14 protein-coding genes are annotated in these 14690 nt (G+C 61.4%); 7 read left to right on the top strand and 7 right to left on the bottom strand.

What is annotated here, in order from left to right; all coding sequences use genetic code 11:
• Positions 1-41: 41 nt before the first annotated feature.
• Complete coding sequence (locus tag HX783_RS03610) at positions 42-992, bottom strand: LysR family transcriptional regulator (protein WP_159955018.1); 951 nt, start codon at positions 990-992, stop codon at positions 42-44.
• A gap of 105 nt (positions 993-1097) precedes the next feature.
• Between HX783_RS03610 and HX783_RS03605 the strand changes: the two genes are divergently transcribed.
• Positions 1098-1847, top strand: a complete 750-nt coding sequence (locus tag HX783_RS03605) for a sulfite exporter TauE/SafE family protein (protein ID WP_177015997.1) — start codon at positions 1098-1100, stop codon at positions 1845-1847.
• Here HX783_RS03605 and HX783_RS03600 read toward each other — a convergent pair.
• Positions 1837-2718: a LysR family transcriptional regulator gene (locus HX783_RS03600; RefSeq protein ID WP_177015996.1), complete on the bottom strand. Its 882-nt coding sequence runs from the start codon at positions 2716-2718 to the stop codon at positions 1837-1839. The genes HX783_RS03605 and HX783_RS03600 overlap by 11 nt on opposite strands.
• A gap of 70 nt (positions 2719-2788) precedes the next feature.
• Between HX783_RS03600 and HX783_RS03595 the strand changes: the two genes are divergently transcribed.
• Positions 2789-2995, top strand: a complete 207-nt coding sequence (locus HX783_RS03595) for a DUF1127 domain-containing protein (RefSeq protein ID WP_177015995.1) — start codon at positions 2789-2791, stop codon at positions 2993-2995.
• Between the two features lie 45 nt (positions 2996-3040).
• Positions 3041-4273: a winged helix-turn-helix domain-containing protein gene (locus HX783_RS03590; protein ID WP_177015994.1), complete on the top strand. Its 1233-nt coding sequence runs from the start codon at positions 3041-3043 to the stop codon at positions 4271-4273.
• 90 nt (positions 4274-4363) lie between these two features.
• Here HX783_RS03590 and HX783_RS03585 read toward each other — a convergent pair whose 3' ends face one another.
• Positions 4364-5710: a class II 3-deoxy-7-phosphoheptulonate synthase gene (locus tag HX783_RS03585; protein WP_177015993.1), complete on the bottom strand. Its 1347-nt coding sequence runs from the start codon at positions 5708-5710 to the stop codon at positions 4364-4366.
• A gap of 124 nt (positions 5711-5834) precedes the next feature.
• Between HX783_RS03585 and HX783_RS03580 the strand changes: the two genes are divergently transcribed.
• Positions 5835-6590, top strand: a complete 756-nt coding sequence (locus HX783_RS03580; RefSeq protein WP_177015992.1) for a spermidine synthase — start codon at positions 5835-5837, stop codon at positions 6588-6590.
• 101 nt (positions 6591-6691) lie between these two features.
• Here the strand turns inward: HX783_RS03580 and HX783_RS03575 are convergent, their stop codons facing one another.
• Positions 6692-7483: a crotonase/enoyl-CoA hydratase family protein gene (locus HX783_RS03575; RefSeq protein WP_159955025.1), complete on the bottom strand. Its 792-nt coding sequence runs from the start codon at positions 7481-7483 to the stop codon at positions 6692-6694.
• 421 nt (positions 7484-7904) lie between these two features.
• Between HX783_RS03575 and HX783_RS03570 the strand changes: the two genes are divergently transcribed.
• Entirely contained in the window at positions 7905-9578 is a 1674-nt protein-coding gene (locus HX783_RS03570) for a DEAD/DEAH box helicase (protein ID WP_017136163.1), read from the top strand.
• Positions 9579-9816: 238 nt separating this feature from the next.
• On the opposite strand, the gene HX783_RS03565 is transcribed toward HX783_RS03570, so the two are convergent.
• Positions 9817-10584 carry a class III extradiol ring-cleavage dioxygenase gene (locus HX783_RS03565; protein WP_177015991.1) on the bottom strand — a complete coding sequence of 256 codons (768 nt, stop codon included), beginning with the start codon at positions 10582-10584 and terminating at the stop codon, positions 9817-9819.
• Positions 10585-10689: 105 nt separating this feature from the next.
• On the opposite strand from HX783_RS03565, the gene HX783_RS03560 reads away from it, so the two are divergent.
• On the top strand, positions 10690-11346 hold the full coding sequence (locus tag HX783_RS03560) for a thiopurine S-methyltransferase (RefSeq protein WP_177015990.1): 657 nt from the start codon (positions 10690-10692) through the stop codon (positions 11344-11346).
• A 155-nt stretch (positions 11347-11501) separates the two neighbouring features.
• Here HX783_RS03560 and htpX read toward each other — a convergent pair whose 3' ends face one another.
• Entirely contained in the window at positions 11502-12389 is an 888-nt protein-coding gene (gene htpX / locus HX783_RS03555) for a protease HtpX (protein WP_159955029.1), read from the bottom strand.
• A 303-nt stretch (positions 12390-12692) separates the two neighbouring features.
• The gene (locus HX783_RS03550; RefSeq protein WP_017734399.1) at positions 12693-13904 is read right to left on the bottom strand and encodes a pyridoxal phosphate-dependent aminotransferase; all 1212 of its coding nucleotides are present in this window, start codon (positions 13902-13904) and stop codon (positions 12693-12695) included.
• A gap of 202 nt (positions 13905-14106) precedes the next feature.
• Between HX783_RS03550 and msrB the strand changes: the two genes are divergently transcribed.
• Entirely contained in the window at positions 14107-14499 is a 393-nt protein-coding gene (gene msrB, locus HX783_RS03545; RefSeq protein WP_159955030.1) for a peptide-methionine (R)-S-oxide reductase MsrB, read from the top strand.
• The last annotated feature ends 191 nt before the right edge of the window (positions 14500-14690 follow it).

Raw genomic sequence — 14690 nt, 5'->3', positions numbered from 1 at the left:
CGGTCAAACCTTTAATGCGCCAGATAATTCTGTCTGCGCGGTCAGACCAAACCGCTTTGCAGCGCCAGATCCCACGGCGGCACCGGGCTGAAACGCGACTTCAAGTATTCCAGCAACAACCGGCTACGCGCATTTGCCTGTTGCTCCAGGCGTAACGCGTAGATGCCGCTGGTTTCCGGGCTGGGCAGCCCATCTTCGCAAAACAGCGGCAACAGTTCGCCGCGCACCAGGTATTCACTGGCAAGCCAGGTGGGCAGGTGCGCGATACCCAGCCCGGCGAGTGCGCCCGAGAGCAGCGCTTCGGCGTTATTGGCACTCATGCGAATGCGCTGCGGGCGATAGGTGGCGCGGCGCCCATCCAGCTCGAAGCGCCAGGCGAACATTGGCGCCAGGCCGTCCCAGTCGAGGCCGTCGTGTTCGCTCAACTCGCGCGGATGCGTCGGCGTGCCTCGGCTTTTGAGATAGGCCGGGCTGGCGCAGGCGATACGCACGATGCTGGCCAGCGGTGTGGCAATCAACCGCGTGTCGACGATATGCCCGGCGCGCAACACCAGGTCGACCTTGCCCAAGTGCGCGCCCTGCATGTCGACAAAGCTGTCGATCAGGTGCAGGTGCACGTCCAGCCCCGGGTACACATTCAGAAAATCGGCGATCACCGGCGCCAGATGCCGTCGACCAAACGCCGCCGGCGCGTCCACGCGAATCAAGCCCTCCGGCGCATGGCTCAACGACACCGCCTCAGCCCGGGCCAACTGCAACTCACCGACAATGCGCCGCGCCCGCTCGGCGAAGGCCAGGCCTGCCGGTGTCGGCACCACCGCGTGGGTGCTGCGTTGAAACAGGCGGCTGCCGACCGAACTTTCCAGGCTGTCGATCCGCCGAGCCACTGCCGAAGGCGTCAGCGGATGACGGCGGGCGGCGGCGGAAAAACTGCCGGTCTCCAGCACATCCAGAAACAGGCTCAGTTGATCGGTCAGCGTATTGGGGTTCATAGGCGCGCTTATGCGAGATTGGCACAGCCATTGTGCGTTGCTGTGCGTTTCCGCGCCAGAGCCGACTGCGTAGCATGCAAGGCCTGGGTTTTGGAGTGAGAAGCGGTGTTGGATTTAGCGATGTACCTGTTATTAGGCGCGGCCCTGGGCACGGTCGGCGGCCTGTTCGGCATTGGCGGCGGGCTGATTGCAATCCCGGTGCTGGGCGTGTTGTTCGGCCTCGATCAGCAACTCGCCCAAGGCACGGCATTGGTGATGGTGGTGCCTAATGTGATGCTGGCGCTGTGGCGTTACCACCAGCGCAATCGCATCGAACTGCGCCACGCGTTGCCATTGGGCGTCATGGGCTTCAGCTTCGCCTGGCTCGGTTCGATCTGGGCGGTCGGCCTGGATGCCGGCGCCATGCGCGTGGGCTTTATCGCGTTTTTGCTGACGCTCTCGGCGTACAACCTTGTGCGCATGTTCACCCGCAATGCGCCGCCGACGGCCGAGATGCGCTATTCCTGGCCATGGCTCGGGCTGCTGGGCGCGGCGTCCGGCTCCATGGGCGGTTTGTTTGGCGTGGGCGGCGCGGTGGTTGCCACGCCGGTGCTGACCAGCCTTTTCGGCACCACCCAAGTGGTCGCGCAAGGTTTGTCGCTGGCCTTGGCGTTGCCCAGCACCAGCGTGACGTTGGTGACCTATGCCTGGCACCACGAAGTCGACTGGATGATCGGCGTGCCCCTGGCCGTTGGCGGCCTGCTGAGTATCAGCTGGGGTGTAAAAGTCGCCCACGCCTTGCCCGAGCGCGTGTTGCGCGGCTTGTTCTGCGCTTTCCTGGCGATCTGCGCGGTGATGCTGACGTTTAAAGTCTGAAGCCTTCGAGGATGTATTCCGCCAGGCAATCGGTGATGGGCGAGGCCATTGCAGGGTTGCGCAGTAACCGCAGATCGACCGACGGTAGCGGCGGAAAACCTTCCTCACTGCCGAGTACGCGCAGGTCTTCGGTCACCAGGCTTTCCATGCTCACGGTAATCGCCAGGCCGGCGCTGACCACTGCCTGGATCGCTGCACCATTGGAGCTGTGATACGCCAGGCGATAGTCGCGCCCGCTGGCATCCAGCGCGGAGCGCGTCCAGTGGGTGCAGAAGCTGTCCAGGCCGGAAATGGCCAGGGGCAGCGACTCATGCTCGTCCACGCAGAAGCACGGCGCAGCCACCCAGACCATCCGCTCACTGCGCAACAGTTCGCCGATTTCGCTGCCCGGTTCACGGCTGATCACCGTGAGGGCCAGATCCCGGCGTTGCATCAATACCAGGGACGATTCGCAGTGCATCTCCAGCTGAATCAGCGGATAGGCCTTGGAGAATCGCTTCAGAATGCCCGGCAAGTAGCGCATCACGTAGTCATCCGGCGTGCCGATGCGCACCAAGCCGACCATGTGCGGTTCGCGCAGGGTGTTGAACACCTCGCTGTGCAGTTTCAGGATGCGCCGCGCATAACCGAGCAACACCTGGCCTTCCGGCGTCAGCCGCACCTGGCGCCCGTCGCGCTCGAACAGCTTGCGTTGCAGCACGTCTTCTTCCAGGCGCTTCATCTGCATGCTCACCGCCGACTGAGTGCGGTTGACCAGTTCACCGGCGCGGGTAAAGCCGCCCTGATCGGCGATGGCGACGAAGGTGCGCAGCACTTCAGTGTCGATGCTGGGGTAGCCGGACAATTGATCAATCTCCGAGATGTATTGCATAAGAAACATTCGTTGGATTGATCATAAGGCCAGGCACACACTCTCGTCATCCCCACTGGAGGGCGAGAAGATGAAAGGTCAGAAAGGTTTTGTGTTGATGGCGAAACGTCCGTTTTCCGGGCTGTTTCACACGATTGCGCGCTGGCAGGCGTTGCATCAAGAGCGTCAGACACTGGCAAGTTTGAGCGATGAGGCGCTCAAGGACATCGGGCTGAATCGCGGCGATGTCGAGCAGGATCGTCACCTGCATTTCTGGCAAGACCCGCTGCGAAAATGACCCAGGATGCAGTAGGGTGGTCGGCGAGCCCATCCGGAGAAACCCATGCCCGTCGACCTGTCTTTTTCACTCAAGCAAGCGCGACGCCTGGCGCTGGCGGCCCAGGGGTTCTCCGGGCGCCAGGCGCCGGCACAGGTCAAGGCCGCGCACCTCAACCGGCTGATTGAGCGTTTGGGTGTGTTGCAGATCGACTCCGTCAATGCGGTGGTGCGCTCGCATTACCTGCCGCTGTTTTCGCGCCTTGGCCATTACTCCCCGTTGATTCTTGAGCAAGCCGCCTGGAGTCAGGGGCGACGGCGCTCGCTGTTTGAGTATTGGGGCCATGAGGCTTCGCTGCTGCCTATGGCGTTGTACCCGTTGATGCGCTGGCGCATGGAACGGGCGAAGATGGGGCAGGGGATTTACTCGCAGATGGCGCGTTTTGGCCGTGAGCAGCAGGCCACTATTGAGCGCGTATTGCAGACCGTCGAGGCGCGCGGTGCACTGGGCGCAGGCAGTTTGTCGACCCGTGAGGAGCGCGCGGGCCCGTGGTGGGATTGGAGTGACGAAAAGCACGCGCTGGAGTGGCTGTTTGCCGCCGGGTTGGTCACCGTGGCGGGGCGGCGTGGGTTTGAGCGGCTTTATGATTTACCCGAGCGGGTGATTCCCGGCGAGATCCTTCAACAACCCGCGTTAAGCGAAGCCGAGGCCCAGCGTGGCTTGCTGCTGCACAGTGCGACGGCGCTGGGCGTGGGGACGGAAAAAGACCTGCGTGACTACTTCCGCCTTGACCCCGCCGACAGCCGCAGCCGCTTGGCCGAACTGGTCGAGGACGGTCAGTTGCTGGCCTGCCAGGTGCAGGGCTGGAAAGCACCGGCATTCTGCCTGCCCGATCCGAAAGTACCGCGCAAGGTACCGGCCAGCGCCTTGCTGTCGCCGTTCGACTCGCTGATCTGGGAGCGCAGCCGTACCGAGCGGTTGTTCGACTTCCGTTATCGGCTGGAGATCTACACCCCGCAAGACAAGCGGGTGTACGGCTATTACGTGCTGCCGTTTTTGCACAATGAGCGCATCGCTGCGCGCGTCGACTTGCGCGCCGAACGCGCCAATGGCTGCCTGGCGGTGCATGCGGTGCACGAAGAAGAGACGGGGTTGGATGAGGAAGGCATGCAGGCGTTGGCCTTGAACCTGGCGCAGATGGCCAGTTGGTTGGGGCTGGAGCAGGTCCAACTTAATTGCCAGCGGCCCAGTGCTGCTCGGCTGAGAGTAGCAATGCTCAACTTGGGTATAGGCCTATAGAGCGCCATCGCGGGCAAGCCCGGCTCCCACAGTTGGAATGCATTACCCTGTGGGAGCCGGGCTTGCCCGCGATGGCGTCGACTCAACTTCTTAGCGTTTAACCTGCTTCAAGGTCTCGGCAATCAGGAACGCCAGCTCCAGCGACTGATCGGCATTCATCCGTGGGTCGCAATGGGTGTGATAGCGGTCCGACAAGCCGTCCTCGGTGATCGGTCGCGCGCCGCCGATGCACTCGGTGACGTTCTGCCCGGTCATCTCGATATGAATCCCGCCGGCATACGAACCTTCGGCCTGATGCACCTGGAAGAACTCCTTCACCTCGCCAAGAATCTGCGCAAAGTCGCGCGTCTTGTAGCCGCTGCTGGCCTTGATGGTGTTGCCATGCATCGGGTCCGAGCTCCACAGCACCTGCTTGCCCTCGCGTTGCACTGCGCGAATCAGGTTGGGCAGGTGGTCGCCAACCTTGCCGGCGCCCATGCGCGCGATCAGGTTGAGGCGGCCGGGGTCGTTGTCCGGGTTGAGAATGTCGATCAAGCGGATCAGGTCGTCGGGGTTCATGCTCGGGCCGACCTTGACGCCGATCGGGTTATTGACCCCGCGCAGGAATTCAACGTGGGCGCCGTCCAGCTGACGTGTGCGGTCGCCGATCCAGAGCATGTGGGCCGAGCAATCGTAGTAGTCGTTGGTCAGGCTGTCGCGGCGCACGAAGGCTTGCTCGTAATTGAGCAACAGCGCCTCGTGGGCGGTGAAGAAGCTGGTTTCGCGCAGCTGGGGTGAATCGTCCATGCCGCAGGCACGCATGAACGCCAGGGTCTCGTCGATGCGGTCGGCCAGTTGGCTGTACTTTTCGGCCAGCGCGGAGTTGGCAATGAAGTCCAGGTTCCACTTGTGCACTTGGTGCAGGTCGGCAAAACCGCCCTGGGCAAACGCGCGCAGCAAATTGAGCGTGGCGGTGGACTGGTGGTAGGACTGCAGCAGGCGGTCCGGGTCCGGCACGCGGCTTTTCATGTCGAAGCCGATGCCGTTGACGATGTCGCCGCGGTAGGCGGGCAGGGTGACGCCGTCGATGGTTTCATCGTTGGCCGAGCGCGGCTTGGCGAACTGGCCGGCCATGCGCCCGACTTTCACCACCGGGCAGCCGGCAGCGAAGGTCATCACGATGGCCATCTGCAGCAGCACCTTGAAGGTGTCACGGATTTTTGCCGCCGAGAACTCGGCAAAGCTCTCGGCACAATCGCCGCCTTGCAGCAGGAACGCGCGGCCCTGGGTCACTTCGGCAAACTGACGGCGCAACTCGCGGGCTTCCCCGGCAAACACCAGCGGCGGGTAGCTGGCCAGGTTCTGCTCCACTTGCAGCAAGTGTGCAGCGTCCGGGTACTGGGGTTGTTGCTGGATCGGCAGGGCGCGCCAGCTGTCGGGGCTCCAGGGATGGCTCATCATGAACTCGATTGGGTGATTGACGGTCGGGCGCCAATGTTATCAGCAATTAGTGCGTGACCTGTTGCCGCCGGTTGGCCGACAATCGCGCCTTTGCCGTGCGGTAAACCCTTTAGGAGTAGTGATGACCGAGGAGCGTGTCGAGCGCCTGCTGGCCGAAGTCCATGATGATTTCGGCATGATCCGCGTGCTCGAAGTGGCCGATTACCGCTTTCTCGAGTTTGGCGATGCCATCGAGCAAAGCTGCGTATTTACCGCCGACCCGAGCTGGCTGGAGTACGACTACACCCGCGCGATGCTGATTGGTGCGTTGTGCCATGAGCAACCTGAGAGCGCGCTGTTCCTCGGCCTGGGTGCCGGCACGCTGACCCAGGCGTGCCTCAAGTTTCTGCCGCTGGAAGATGTCGAAGCCATTGAGCTGCGCCCGGATGTGCCGCGCCTGGCCATCGAATACCTGGGGCTGGATGACGACCCGCGCCTGTACATCCGCATTGGCGACGCGCTGCAACTGCTGGATACCGCCGAATCGGCCGACCTGATTTTCGTCGACCTGTACACGGATGTCGGCCCGGGCGTCGGCCACCTGGCCTGGACCTTCCTGGAAAACTGCCAGAAGAAACTCAACCCCGGCGGCTGGCTGGTGATCAACCAGTGGGCGACCGACGATGGCAAACCGCTGGGTGCGGCGTTATTGCGCGGGTTGTATCACCGGCATTACTGGGAACTGCCGGTGAAGGAGGGCAATGTGATTTTGCTGGTGCCTTCGGAGCTGGATCAGGAGCTGGACATTGATGCGCTTTCAACGCGTGCCGAAGCCTTGGCGCCGCGATTGGGGTACTCGTTGCAGGCGTTGATCAAGGCGATTCGGCCGGCGACTTAGTTGCCTGTTCTGGCGCCATCGCGGGCAAGCCCGGCTCCCACAGGGGATAGGCGATCAACTGTGGGAGCGGGCTTGCCCGCGAAGAGGCCCGCACTGCCAGCTCAAATCCCCTTGAACACCCCCGGCCGCTTCTCAACCATTGCTCGCACGCCCTCTTTGGCATCTTCACTGTTGAGCAATTTCTCCACCACCACCTGCAACCCGGCCGCCGCAACAGCCTCACCCTCCATCCGCGCCAGGCGCGCCGACATCAATGTCGCCTGCACCCCAAGCGGCGCCTGGCGGGCAATGCGGTTGGCCAGCTCGATAGCGCGGGGCAGCAAGTCTTCACTGGCCATCACTTCCTGCACCAGCCCCAGCCGCAGTGCCTCGTGCGCATCAAACTCATCGCCGGTAAGCAACCAGCGCATCGCATTGCCCCAGCCGGCCACCTGATGAAAGCGCAGCGTCGCACCGCCAAACGGAAAGATCCCGCGCTGGACTTCCATCTGCGCAAAGCGCGTGTTGCTCGCGCAAATATTGATATCCGCCGCCAGCATCAACTCGATGCCGATGGTCAGGCAGTAACCCTGGGCCGCAACGATTACCGGTTTGCTGACCCTGGGCCCGGCGAACACGCCCCACGGGTCGCAGCCGCCCAACGGTGGCTGCCAGCCGCCCGACATCACCCCGCTGACATTCGCCAGGTCCAGCCCGGCGGTGAAGTGGTCGCCGTGGGCAAACACCACGGCCACCCGCGCGTCGTCGTTTCGATCAAATTCGCCATAGGCCAGGCTCAATTCATTGAGCAAATCCAGGTCAAAGGCATTGCGCTTGGCCACCCGGTCCAGGCCCAGCAGCATGACATGGCCTTGAAGTGCACGGCTGACGCGACTACTGCTGGCTTGATTCATCGAGTGTGCCCTCAGGGCGTGGGTAGGTTTCAGACCAAAGGTCTTAAGCATTGGGTGAACCGTTTAAGCGTTATGACCAGCAGGGCCGGGCCTTTGAAAAATAGACCCTGGCACGGCTCTCTGCAAAGACTGTGACACAGCGCGGTATATCAGTGCTTTACGATAAAAAAAGCTCCCTTTTTCAGGTATTTCCGGTATAGTGCGCGCCGGCCTTTAACCGGGCCGCGTTTAGGTAGCGCAATTCCCCGAAGTCAGCTTCGGCTGCACGTCCGCACAGCGGACTCTTCCTTGACGAATCTTTTTCATTCATTCGTTTTCGCAAATCCCCGCCGACAAAGCAGCCAGGGCGACTCTTGAGTCTCAACACGGCATGCGCAGCTTTGGAGCATGGGTCTTTGCGGATGCACTTAGAGGCAGACCCATGACCCAGGAAACCGGCGGCTTCGCCGCTTTTAATCTTAACCCGAACATTCTTGCTGCCGTCATCGCGACCGGCTACGAAGAACCTTCGGCTATTCAGCAGCAATCGATCCCGATCATCATGGCCGGCCAGGACATGATTGGCCAGGCACAAACCGGTACCGGTAAAACCGCCGCGTTCGCCCTGCCTATCCTGCACTGCATCGATCCTGCCAAGCGCGAGCCGCAAGCCCTGATCCTGGCGCCAACCCGTGAGTTGGCGCTGCAAGTAGCAACCGCTTTTGAAACCTACGCCAAGCAAATGCCAGGCGTAACCGTTGTGGCCGTTTACGGCGGCGCGCCTATGGGCCCACAACTGAAAGCAATCCGTAACGGCGCACAAATTGTTGTCGCCACTCCGGGCCGTCTGTGCGACCACCTGCGTCGTGACGAGAAAGTCCTGTCGACCGTGAACCACCTGGTTCTGGACGAAGCTGACGAAATGTTGAAGCTGGGCTTCATGGATGACCTGGAAGTCATCTTCAAGGCGCTGCCACCGACCCGTCAGACTGTACTGTTCTCGGCCACCCTGCCACAGTCGATCCGTGCCATTGCCGAACGCCACCTGCGCGATCCGCAACACGTGAAGATCCAGACCAAGACTCAGACCGTTACCGCGATCGAACAGGCTCACCTGTTGGTTCACGCTGACCAGAAGACCTCGGCTGTATTGAGCCTGCTGGAAGTCGAAGACTTCGACGCCCTGATCATGTTCGTGCGCACCAAGCAAGCGACCCTGGACCTGGCCAGTGCCCTGGAAGCCAAAGGCTACAAAGCCGCTGCGCTGAACGGTGACATCGCCCAGAACCAACGTGAGCGCGTGATCGACTCCCTCAAGGATGGCCGTCTGGACATCGTTGTGGCGACCGACGTTGCTGCTCGTGGCCTCGACGTTCCACGTATCACCCACGTGTTCAACGTTGACATGCCTTACGATCCAGAGTCCTACGTTCACCGTATCGGCCGTACCGGCCGTGCTGGTCGCGAAGGTCGTGCACTGCTGCTGGTGACTCCACGTGAGCGCCGCATGCTGCAAGTGATCGAGCGTGTAACCGGTCAGAAAGTCGCCGAAGTTCGCCTGCCGGATGCCCAGGCCGTTCTCGATGCCCGCATCAAGAAACTGACCAACAGCTTGTCGCCGCTGGTGGCTGACGCTGAATCGACCCACGGCGACCTGCTGGACCGCCTGACCGCCGATATCGGTTGCACCCCGCGTGCCCTGGCTGCAGCCCTGCTGCGCAAAGCTACCAACGGTCAGGCCCTGACCCTGGCAGCCATCGAGAAAGAGCGCCCACTGGTGCCGAACAACGCGCCACGCGGTGATCGTCCAGAGCGTACTGGCGACCGTCCAGACCGTGGTGATCGTGAGCGTCGTGCTCCGGTTCCATTGGCCGAAGGCCGTGCTCGCTGCCGTACCGCGCTGGGCGCGCGTGATGGCATCGCTGCCAAGAACCTGCTGGGCGCTATCCTCAACGAGGGTGGCCTGGCACGTGAAGCCATCGGTCGTATCCAGGTCCGTGACAGCTTCTCCCTGGTGGAGCTGCCGGAAGACGGTCTGGAAAAACTGCTGGCCAAGCTGAAAGACACACGCGTTGCCGGTAAGCAGCTGAAGCTGCGTCGCTACCGCGAAGATTGATCCGCCTTTGGGCTGATTGATCGCACATAAAAAATCCCCGACTGGTTCGGGGATTTTTTTTGCCTGGATTTCAGGTTTGGGTCAACACTCGATCCAATGTGGGAGCGGGCTTGCTGTGGCGAGGGAGCTTGCTCCCGTTCGACAGCGCAGTTGGAGTCGGCTTTTTGGGGGCGCTTCGCACCCCAGCGCAAGCAAGCTTGCTCGCCACAGCAAGCCCGCTCCCACATTTAGATCTGTGTCAGCCGAAGCGGTAGATGTCCATGCCCAACGCACCCAGGGTGAACCCCTGATGCGCCACGCTGAAATCACCCCCCGCGCCCCGCGCAAAATACAGCGGCAACAGGTGCTCATCACTCGGATGACTGCGCACGGCATGCGGCGCCTGGCGGCGATAGTCATGCAGTGCCGCCTCATCGTTGGCGGCGAGTTTATCCACCACCCAGTCTCGGAAATCCCGCGCCCAAGGCTCGATGCTTTCAGGCCCGGCCTGCCAGTTCAGTTCCCCCAGGTTATGGGTGATGCTGCCGGAGCCGATCAACAGCACGCCTTGTTCACGCAGGCTGGCGAGCGCATGCCCGACGCGGGTCTGCAGGGCAGGGCCCATGCGGCTGGGCAACGACACCTGGACCACGGGAATATCCGCTGCCGGGTACATCAGTGACAGCGGCACCCAGGTGCCGTGGTCGAAAGGGCGGCGCTCATCGATTCGCGCAGCCAGGCCATCGGCGTTGAGCAGCTCGACAATTTCACTCGCCAATGCCGGGTTGCCCGGCGCAGGGTATTGCACGGCAAACAGCTCGCGGGGGAAGCCGCCGAAATCGTGCCAGGTCTCCGGAGCGGCACTGCCGCTGACCAGTAACTCATGGCTTTCCCAATGCGCCGACACCACCACAATCGCCTTGGGCCGTGGCAGTTCGGCCGCCAGGCGCCGCAACGCCGGGCCGCTGGCGCCGGGTTGCAGGGCGAGCATGGGCGAACCGTGGGAGATAAACAGGCTGGGGAACATAAGTGGGGTCCTGAGCGTTAACATGGGCCCATCTTCAATCAGATCATTGATCTAAATCTAATATAAGTTTTAGCGCCTTTTGATCGAATTTTCAGGGTGATTTTTATGGAGCCTAAGTTTTGGCAAGAGCGCTGGGCCCGCAACCAGATCGGTTTTCATCTGCCCGAGGTCAACCCCTACCTGCAACGTCACTGGCCGAAACTGGCGCTGGTCGAAGGGGCGAAGGTGCTGGTGCCGTTGTGCGGCAAAAGCCTGGACCTGATGTGGCTGGCAAGTGCCGGGTATCGCGTGCTGGGGGTGGAGCTGTCTGAGCAGGCGGTCGAGGCGTTTTTCAGCGAGCAAGGGCTCGTGCCCAGGGTCAGCCAGCGGGGCGTGTTCAAGGTGTACCAGGCCGATCAGATCGAACTGTGGTGCGGTGACTTCTTTGCCTTGGGCGCCGACGCGGTTGCCGATTGCGCCGCGCTCTACGACCGTGCGGCATTGATCGCATTGCCGCCGTTGATGCGGGCGCAGTATGCCGGGCATCTCAATACCGTATTGCGCCCAGGCTGCCGGGGTTTGCTGATCACCCTCGACTACGACCAGACGCAGAAGGCCGGCCCGCCCTTTGCGGTAACCGATGAAGAGGTCAGGGTATTGCTCGAATCACACTGGGCTGCGCAGGTGTTGGAGGAACAAGACATCCTGGGCGAGAGTTGGAAGTTTGTGCAGGACGGCGTCACGCGGTTGGAGGAGCGTGTGTACCAACTGGAAAAGTATTGACCTTGCTATCGCCATAGCGGGCAAGCCCGGCTCCCACATTGACCGTGTCGTTCGCGCAAGATCCCTGTGGGGCCCGGGCTTGCCAGCGATGACGATTCAGGCGCCCACAAAAAAGGGGCGATCAAATCGCCCCTTCTCGTGTTACTGCCTGGCTATCAGCCCCGACGACGCAGTGCGTCAATCCGCTCTTCCAGCGGCGGGTGGCTCATGAACATGCGTGCAAAGCCTTGCTTGATGCCACCGTTGATACCAAACGCCGTCAGGCTGTCCGGCATGTGCACCGGCAGGCCTTGTTCGGAGCGCAGGTGTTGCAGCGCTGCAATCATCGCCCCGGTACCGGCCAGGCGGGCACCGGCTTCGTCTGCGCGGAACTCGCGTTTGCGCGAGAACCACATGGTGATTGCGCTGGCCAGGAAGCCCAGTACCACTTCGGCGAAGATGGTCGCCACGAAGTAGGCAATGCCACGGCCGCCTTCGTTCTTGAAGATCACCTTGTCGACAAAGTTGCCGATGATCCGCGCAAAGAACATCACGAAGGTGTTCACCACGCCTTGTACCAGCGCCAGGGTGACCATGTCGCCGTTGGCCACGTGGCCGATCTCGTGGGCCAGTACCGCCTTCACTTCGTCGTAGGAGAAGCGTTCCAGCATGCCCTGGCTGACCGCGACGAGCGCGTCGTTCTTGTTCCAGCCGGTGGCAAAGGCGTTGGCTTCATAGGCCGGGAAGATCCCGACCTCAGGCATCTTGATGCCGGCCTCGCGGGACAGTTGCTCAACGGTTTGCAGCAACCATTGTTCATGCCGGGTGCGGGGCTGGGTGATGACCTGGGTGCTGGTGCTCATTTTCGCCATCCACTTGGAGATGAATAGCGAGAAGATCGAACCGGCAAAACCAAAGACTGCACAGAAAACCAGCAGCTGATTGAGGTTCAGATCAACCCCGTTGGCCGCCATGAACCCGTTGAAGCCGAAAAGGCTCAGGGTAATGCTGGCAATCAGCACGACCGCCAGGTTAGTGGCCAAGAACAGCAGGATGCGCATCATGGTTGTAGAGTTCTCCTCATGCTTAATATGTCGCGTACTGCGGGGTATATAAGGTGCGGCCAGGGGTGATTCAACCGAGCGACTATTTCAAACTGTGTCCTACAGCGCGAATGTAGAGCCTTGAAAGGATTTTCCGACCGGTAAAGCCAGCTGCGAACGCTGCAGTCACACCTTTGTCTCCCGTAATTGCGGGGGTTGACCGGTCCGTGGCGTACAGCGGCAAGGGAAGAGGAGCGTCGCGCAGAGAAGTGTTGCCAGATACTCGCTGTACGACCGATTGTCGGTCGTACAGCGTCATTTGCACTACTGGCGATAGGACTTGAGGAAGTTGCCGATGCGACCAATGGCCATGTCCAGGTCATCCACCCGCGGCAACGTCACGACGCGGAAGTGATCCGGCCACGGCCAGTTGAACGCCGTTCCTTGCACCACCAGCAGTTTTTCCGACAGCAGCAGGTCGAGCACGAACTTCTCGTCGTTGAAGATCGGGCAGACTTTCGGGTCGATCCGCGGGAAGGCGTACAGCGCGCCCATGGGTTTTACGCAGCTGACGCCCGGGATCGCGTTGAGCAGTTCCCAGGTGCGGTTGCGCTGTTCCAGCAGGCGGCCCTGGGGCAATACCAGGTCGTTGATGCTCTGATAGCCGCCGAGTGCGGTCTGGATCGCGTGCTGGCTCGGCACGTTGGCGCACAGGCGCATATTGGCCAGCATGTCGATGCCTTCGATGTAGCTCTGGGCGTTGTGCTTGGGGCCCGAAATGGCGATCCAGCCGGAGCGGAAACCCGCCACGCGGTAGGACTTGGACAGGCCGTTGAACGTCAGGCACAACAGGTCCGGCGCCAGCGAGGCGGTGCACACGTGCACGGCGTCATCGTAGAGGATCTTGTCGTAGATCTCGTCGGAGAACACCACCAGGTTGTGCTGGCGTGCCAGTTCCAGCATGCCCAGCAGGACTTCCTTGGAGTACACGGCGCCGGTCGGGTTGTTCGGGTTGATGATCACCAGGGCCTTGGTGTTCGGGGTGATCTTGGCCTTGATGTCGGCCAGGTCCGGGAACCAGTCGGCACCTTCGTCGCACAGGTAGTGCACCGGGTGGCCACCGGCCAGGGTCACGGCGGCGGTCCACAGCGGGTAGTCAGGCGCCGGCACCAGCACTTCGTCGCCATTGTTGAGCAAGGCCTGCATGGACATCACGATCAGCTCGGACACGCCATTGCCCAGGTAGATGTCTTCGATGCCGACACCTTCCACCTGCTTCTGCTGGTAGTACTGCATCACGGCCTTGCGCGCGCTGAACAGGCCTTTGGAATCGCTGTAGCCCTGGGCGGTCGGCAGGTTGCGGATCACATCCTGGAGGATTTCGTCCGGCGCTTCGAAACCAAAAGGCGCCGGGTTGCCAATGTTCAGCTTGAGGATGCGATGGCCTTCCTCTTCCAGGCGTTTGGCGTGCTTGAGCACTGGGCCGCGAATGTCGTAGCAGACGTTGGCGAGCTTGTTCGATTTGCTGACCTGCATGGCGATGTGATCCTGAAAATGAACGATCCAGACGGCGTGGACACTACCGTACTGCGAATCCTGCGAGGCCTGCACCCATAAATACGTTTGAATGCCGATAGCGCGGGTGCCAGACTGGCGTTTTGAAGAGGCGCAATCATACGTGCCGCCTGATCCATGGAAAAGACACAGATCAGGCTTTTTCAGTTGCCGAGGTGTACCGATGGAAAAGTTGCAGAAAACCGTTGATGAATGGAAGGCCATGCTCGACCCGGAGCAGTACCAGGTTTGTCGTCTCAAGGGCACCGAGCGGCCTTTCAGCGGCAAGTACAACGAAACCAAGACCGACGGCGTGTATCACTGCATTTGCTGCAATGAACCGCTGTTTGATTCCACCACCAAGTTCGATTCCGGCTGCGGCTGGCCGAGCTTCTACGCGCCGATTGCCGACAGCGCGATGATCGAGATCCGCGACGTCAGCCACGGCATGATCCGTACCGAAGTCACCTGCGCCAAATGCGATGCGCACCTGGGCCACGTGTTCCCGGACGGCCCGCCGCCGACCGGCCTGCGTTACTGCATCAACTCGGTGTGCCTGGACCTCGTCCCCCGCTAAAACCACTGATCGCTGATCGTTCCCACGCTCTGCGTGGGAATGCAGCCCTTGACGCTCCGCGTCAGCTTCAAAGCAGTGACTGGCTTGCCTGCACCGCGGGCAAACCCGCCCCACCGTTGCATCGAGTACGCATCATCAATGCGGTCAATTAAATTGCACGCAATTGAATCGTCTACTATCTTTCAGCGTCT

The sequence above is a fragment of the Pseudomonas sp. D2002 genome (assembly GCF_013385735.1).
Classification (GTDB): domain Bacteria; phylum Pseudomonadota; class Gammaproteobacteria; order Pseudomonadales; family Pseudomonadaceae; genus Aquipseudomonas.
This window is presented reverse-complemented; position numbering and strand designations above follow the sequence as displayed.

What these genes read in the sequence shown, in the direction of transcription:
- HX783_RS03580 (WP_177015992.1), top strand. Translation starts at nt 5,835, where the DNA reads ATGACCGAGGAGCGTGTCGAGCGCCTGCTGGCCGAAGTCCATGATGAT.
- msrB (WP_159955030.1), top strand. Translation starts at nt 14,107, where the DNA reads ATGGAAAAGTTGCAGAAAACCGTTGATGAATGGAAGGCCATGCTCGAC.
- HX783_RS03595 (WP_177015995.1), top strand. Translation starts at nt 2,789, where the DNA reads ATGAAAGGTCAGAAAGGTTTTGTGTTGATGGCGAAACGTCCGTTTTCC.
- HX783_RS03575 (WP_159955025.1), bottom strand. Translation starts at nt 7,483, where the DNA reads ATGAATCAAGCCAGCAGTAGTCGCGTCAGCCGTGCACTTCAAGGCCAT.
- HX783_RS03585 (WP_177015993.1), bottom strand. Translation starts at nt 5,710, where the DNA reads ATGAGCCATCCCTGGAGCCCCGACAGCTGGCGCGCCCTGCCGATCCAG.
- HX783_RS03560 (WP_177015990.1), top strand. Translation starts at nt 10,690, where the DNA reads ATGGAGCCTAAGTTTTGGCAAGAGCGCTGGGCCCGCAACCAGATCGGT.
- HX783_RS03550 (WP_017734399.1), bottom strand. Translation starts at nt 13,904, where the DNA reads ATGCAGGTCAGCAAATCGAACAAGCTCGCCAACGTCTGCTACGACATT.
- HX783_RS03600 (WP_177015996.1), bottom strand. Translation starts at nt 2,718, where the DNA reads ATGCAATACATCTCGGAGATTGATCAATTGTCCGGCTACCCCAGCATC.
- HX783_RS03570 (WP_017136163.1), top strand. Translation starts at nt 7,905, where the DNA reads ATGACCCAGGAAACCGGCGGCTTCGCCGCTTTTAATCTTAACCCGAAC.
- HX783_RS03610 (WP_159955018.1), bottom strand. Translation starts at nt 992, where the DNA reads ATGAACCCCAATACGCTGACCGATCAACTGAGCCTGTTTCTGGATGTG.
- htpX (WP_159955029.1), bottom strand. Translation starts at nt 12,389, where the DNA reads ATGATGCGCATCCTGCTGTTCTTGGCCACTAACCTGGCGGTCGTGCTG.
- HX783_RS03565 (WP_177015991.1), bottom strand. Translation starts at nt 10,584, where the DNA reads ATGTTCCCCAGCCTGTTTATCTCCCACGGTTCGCCCATGCTCGCCCTG.
- HX783_RS03590 (WP_177015994.1), top strand. Translation starts at nt 3,041, where the DNA reads ATGCCCGTCGACCTGTCTTTTTCACTCAAGCAAGCGCGACGCCTGGCG.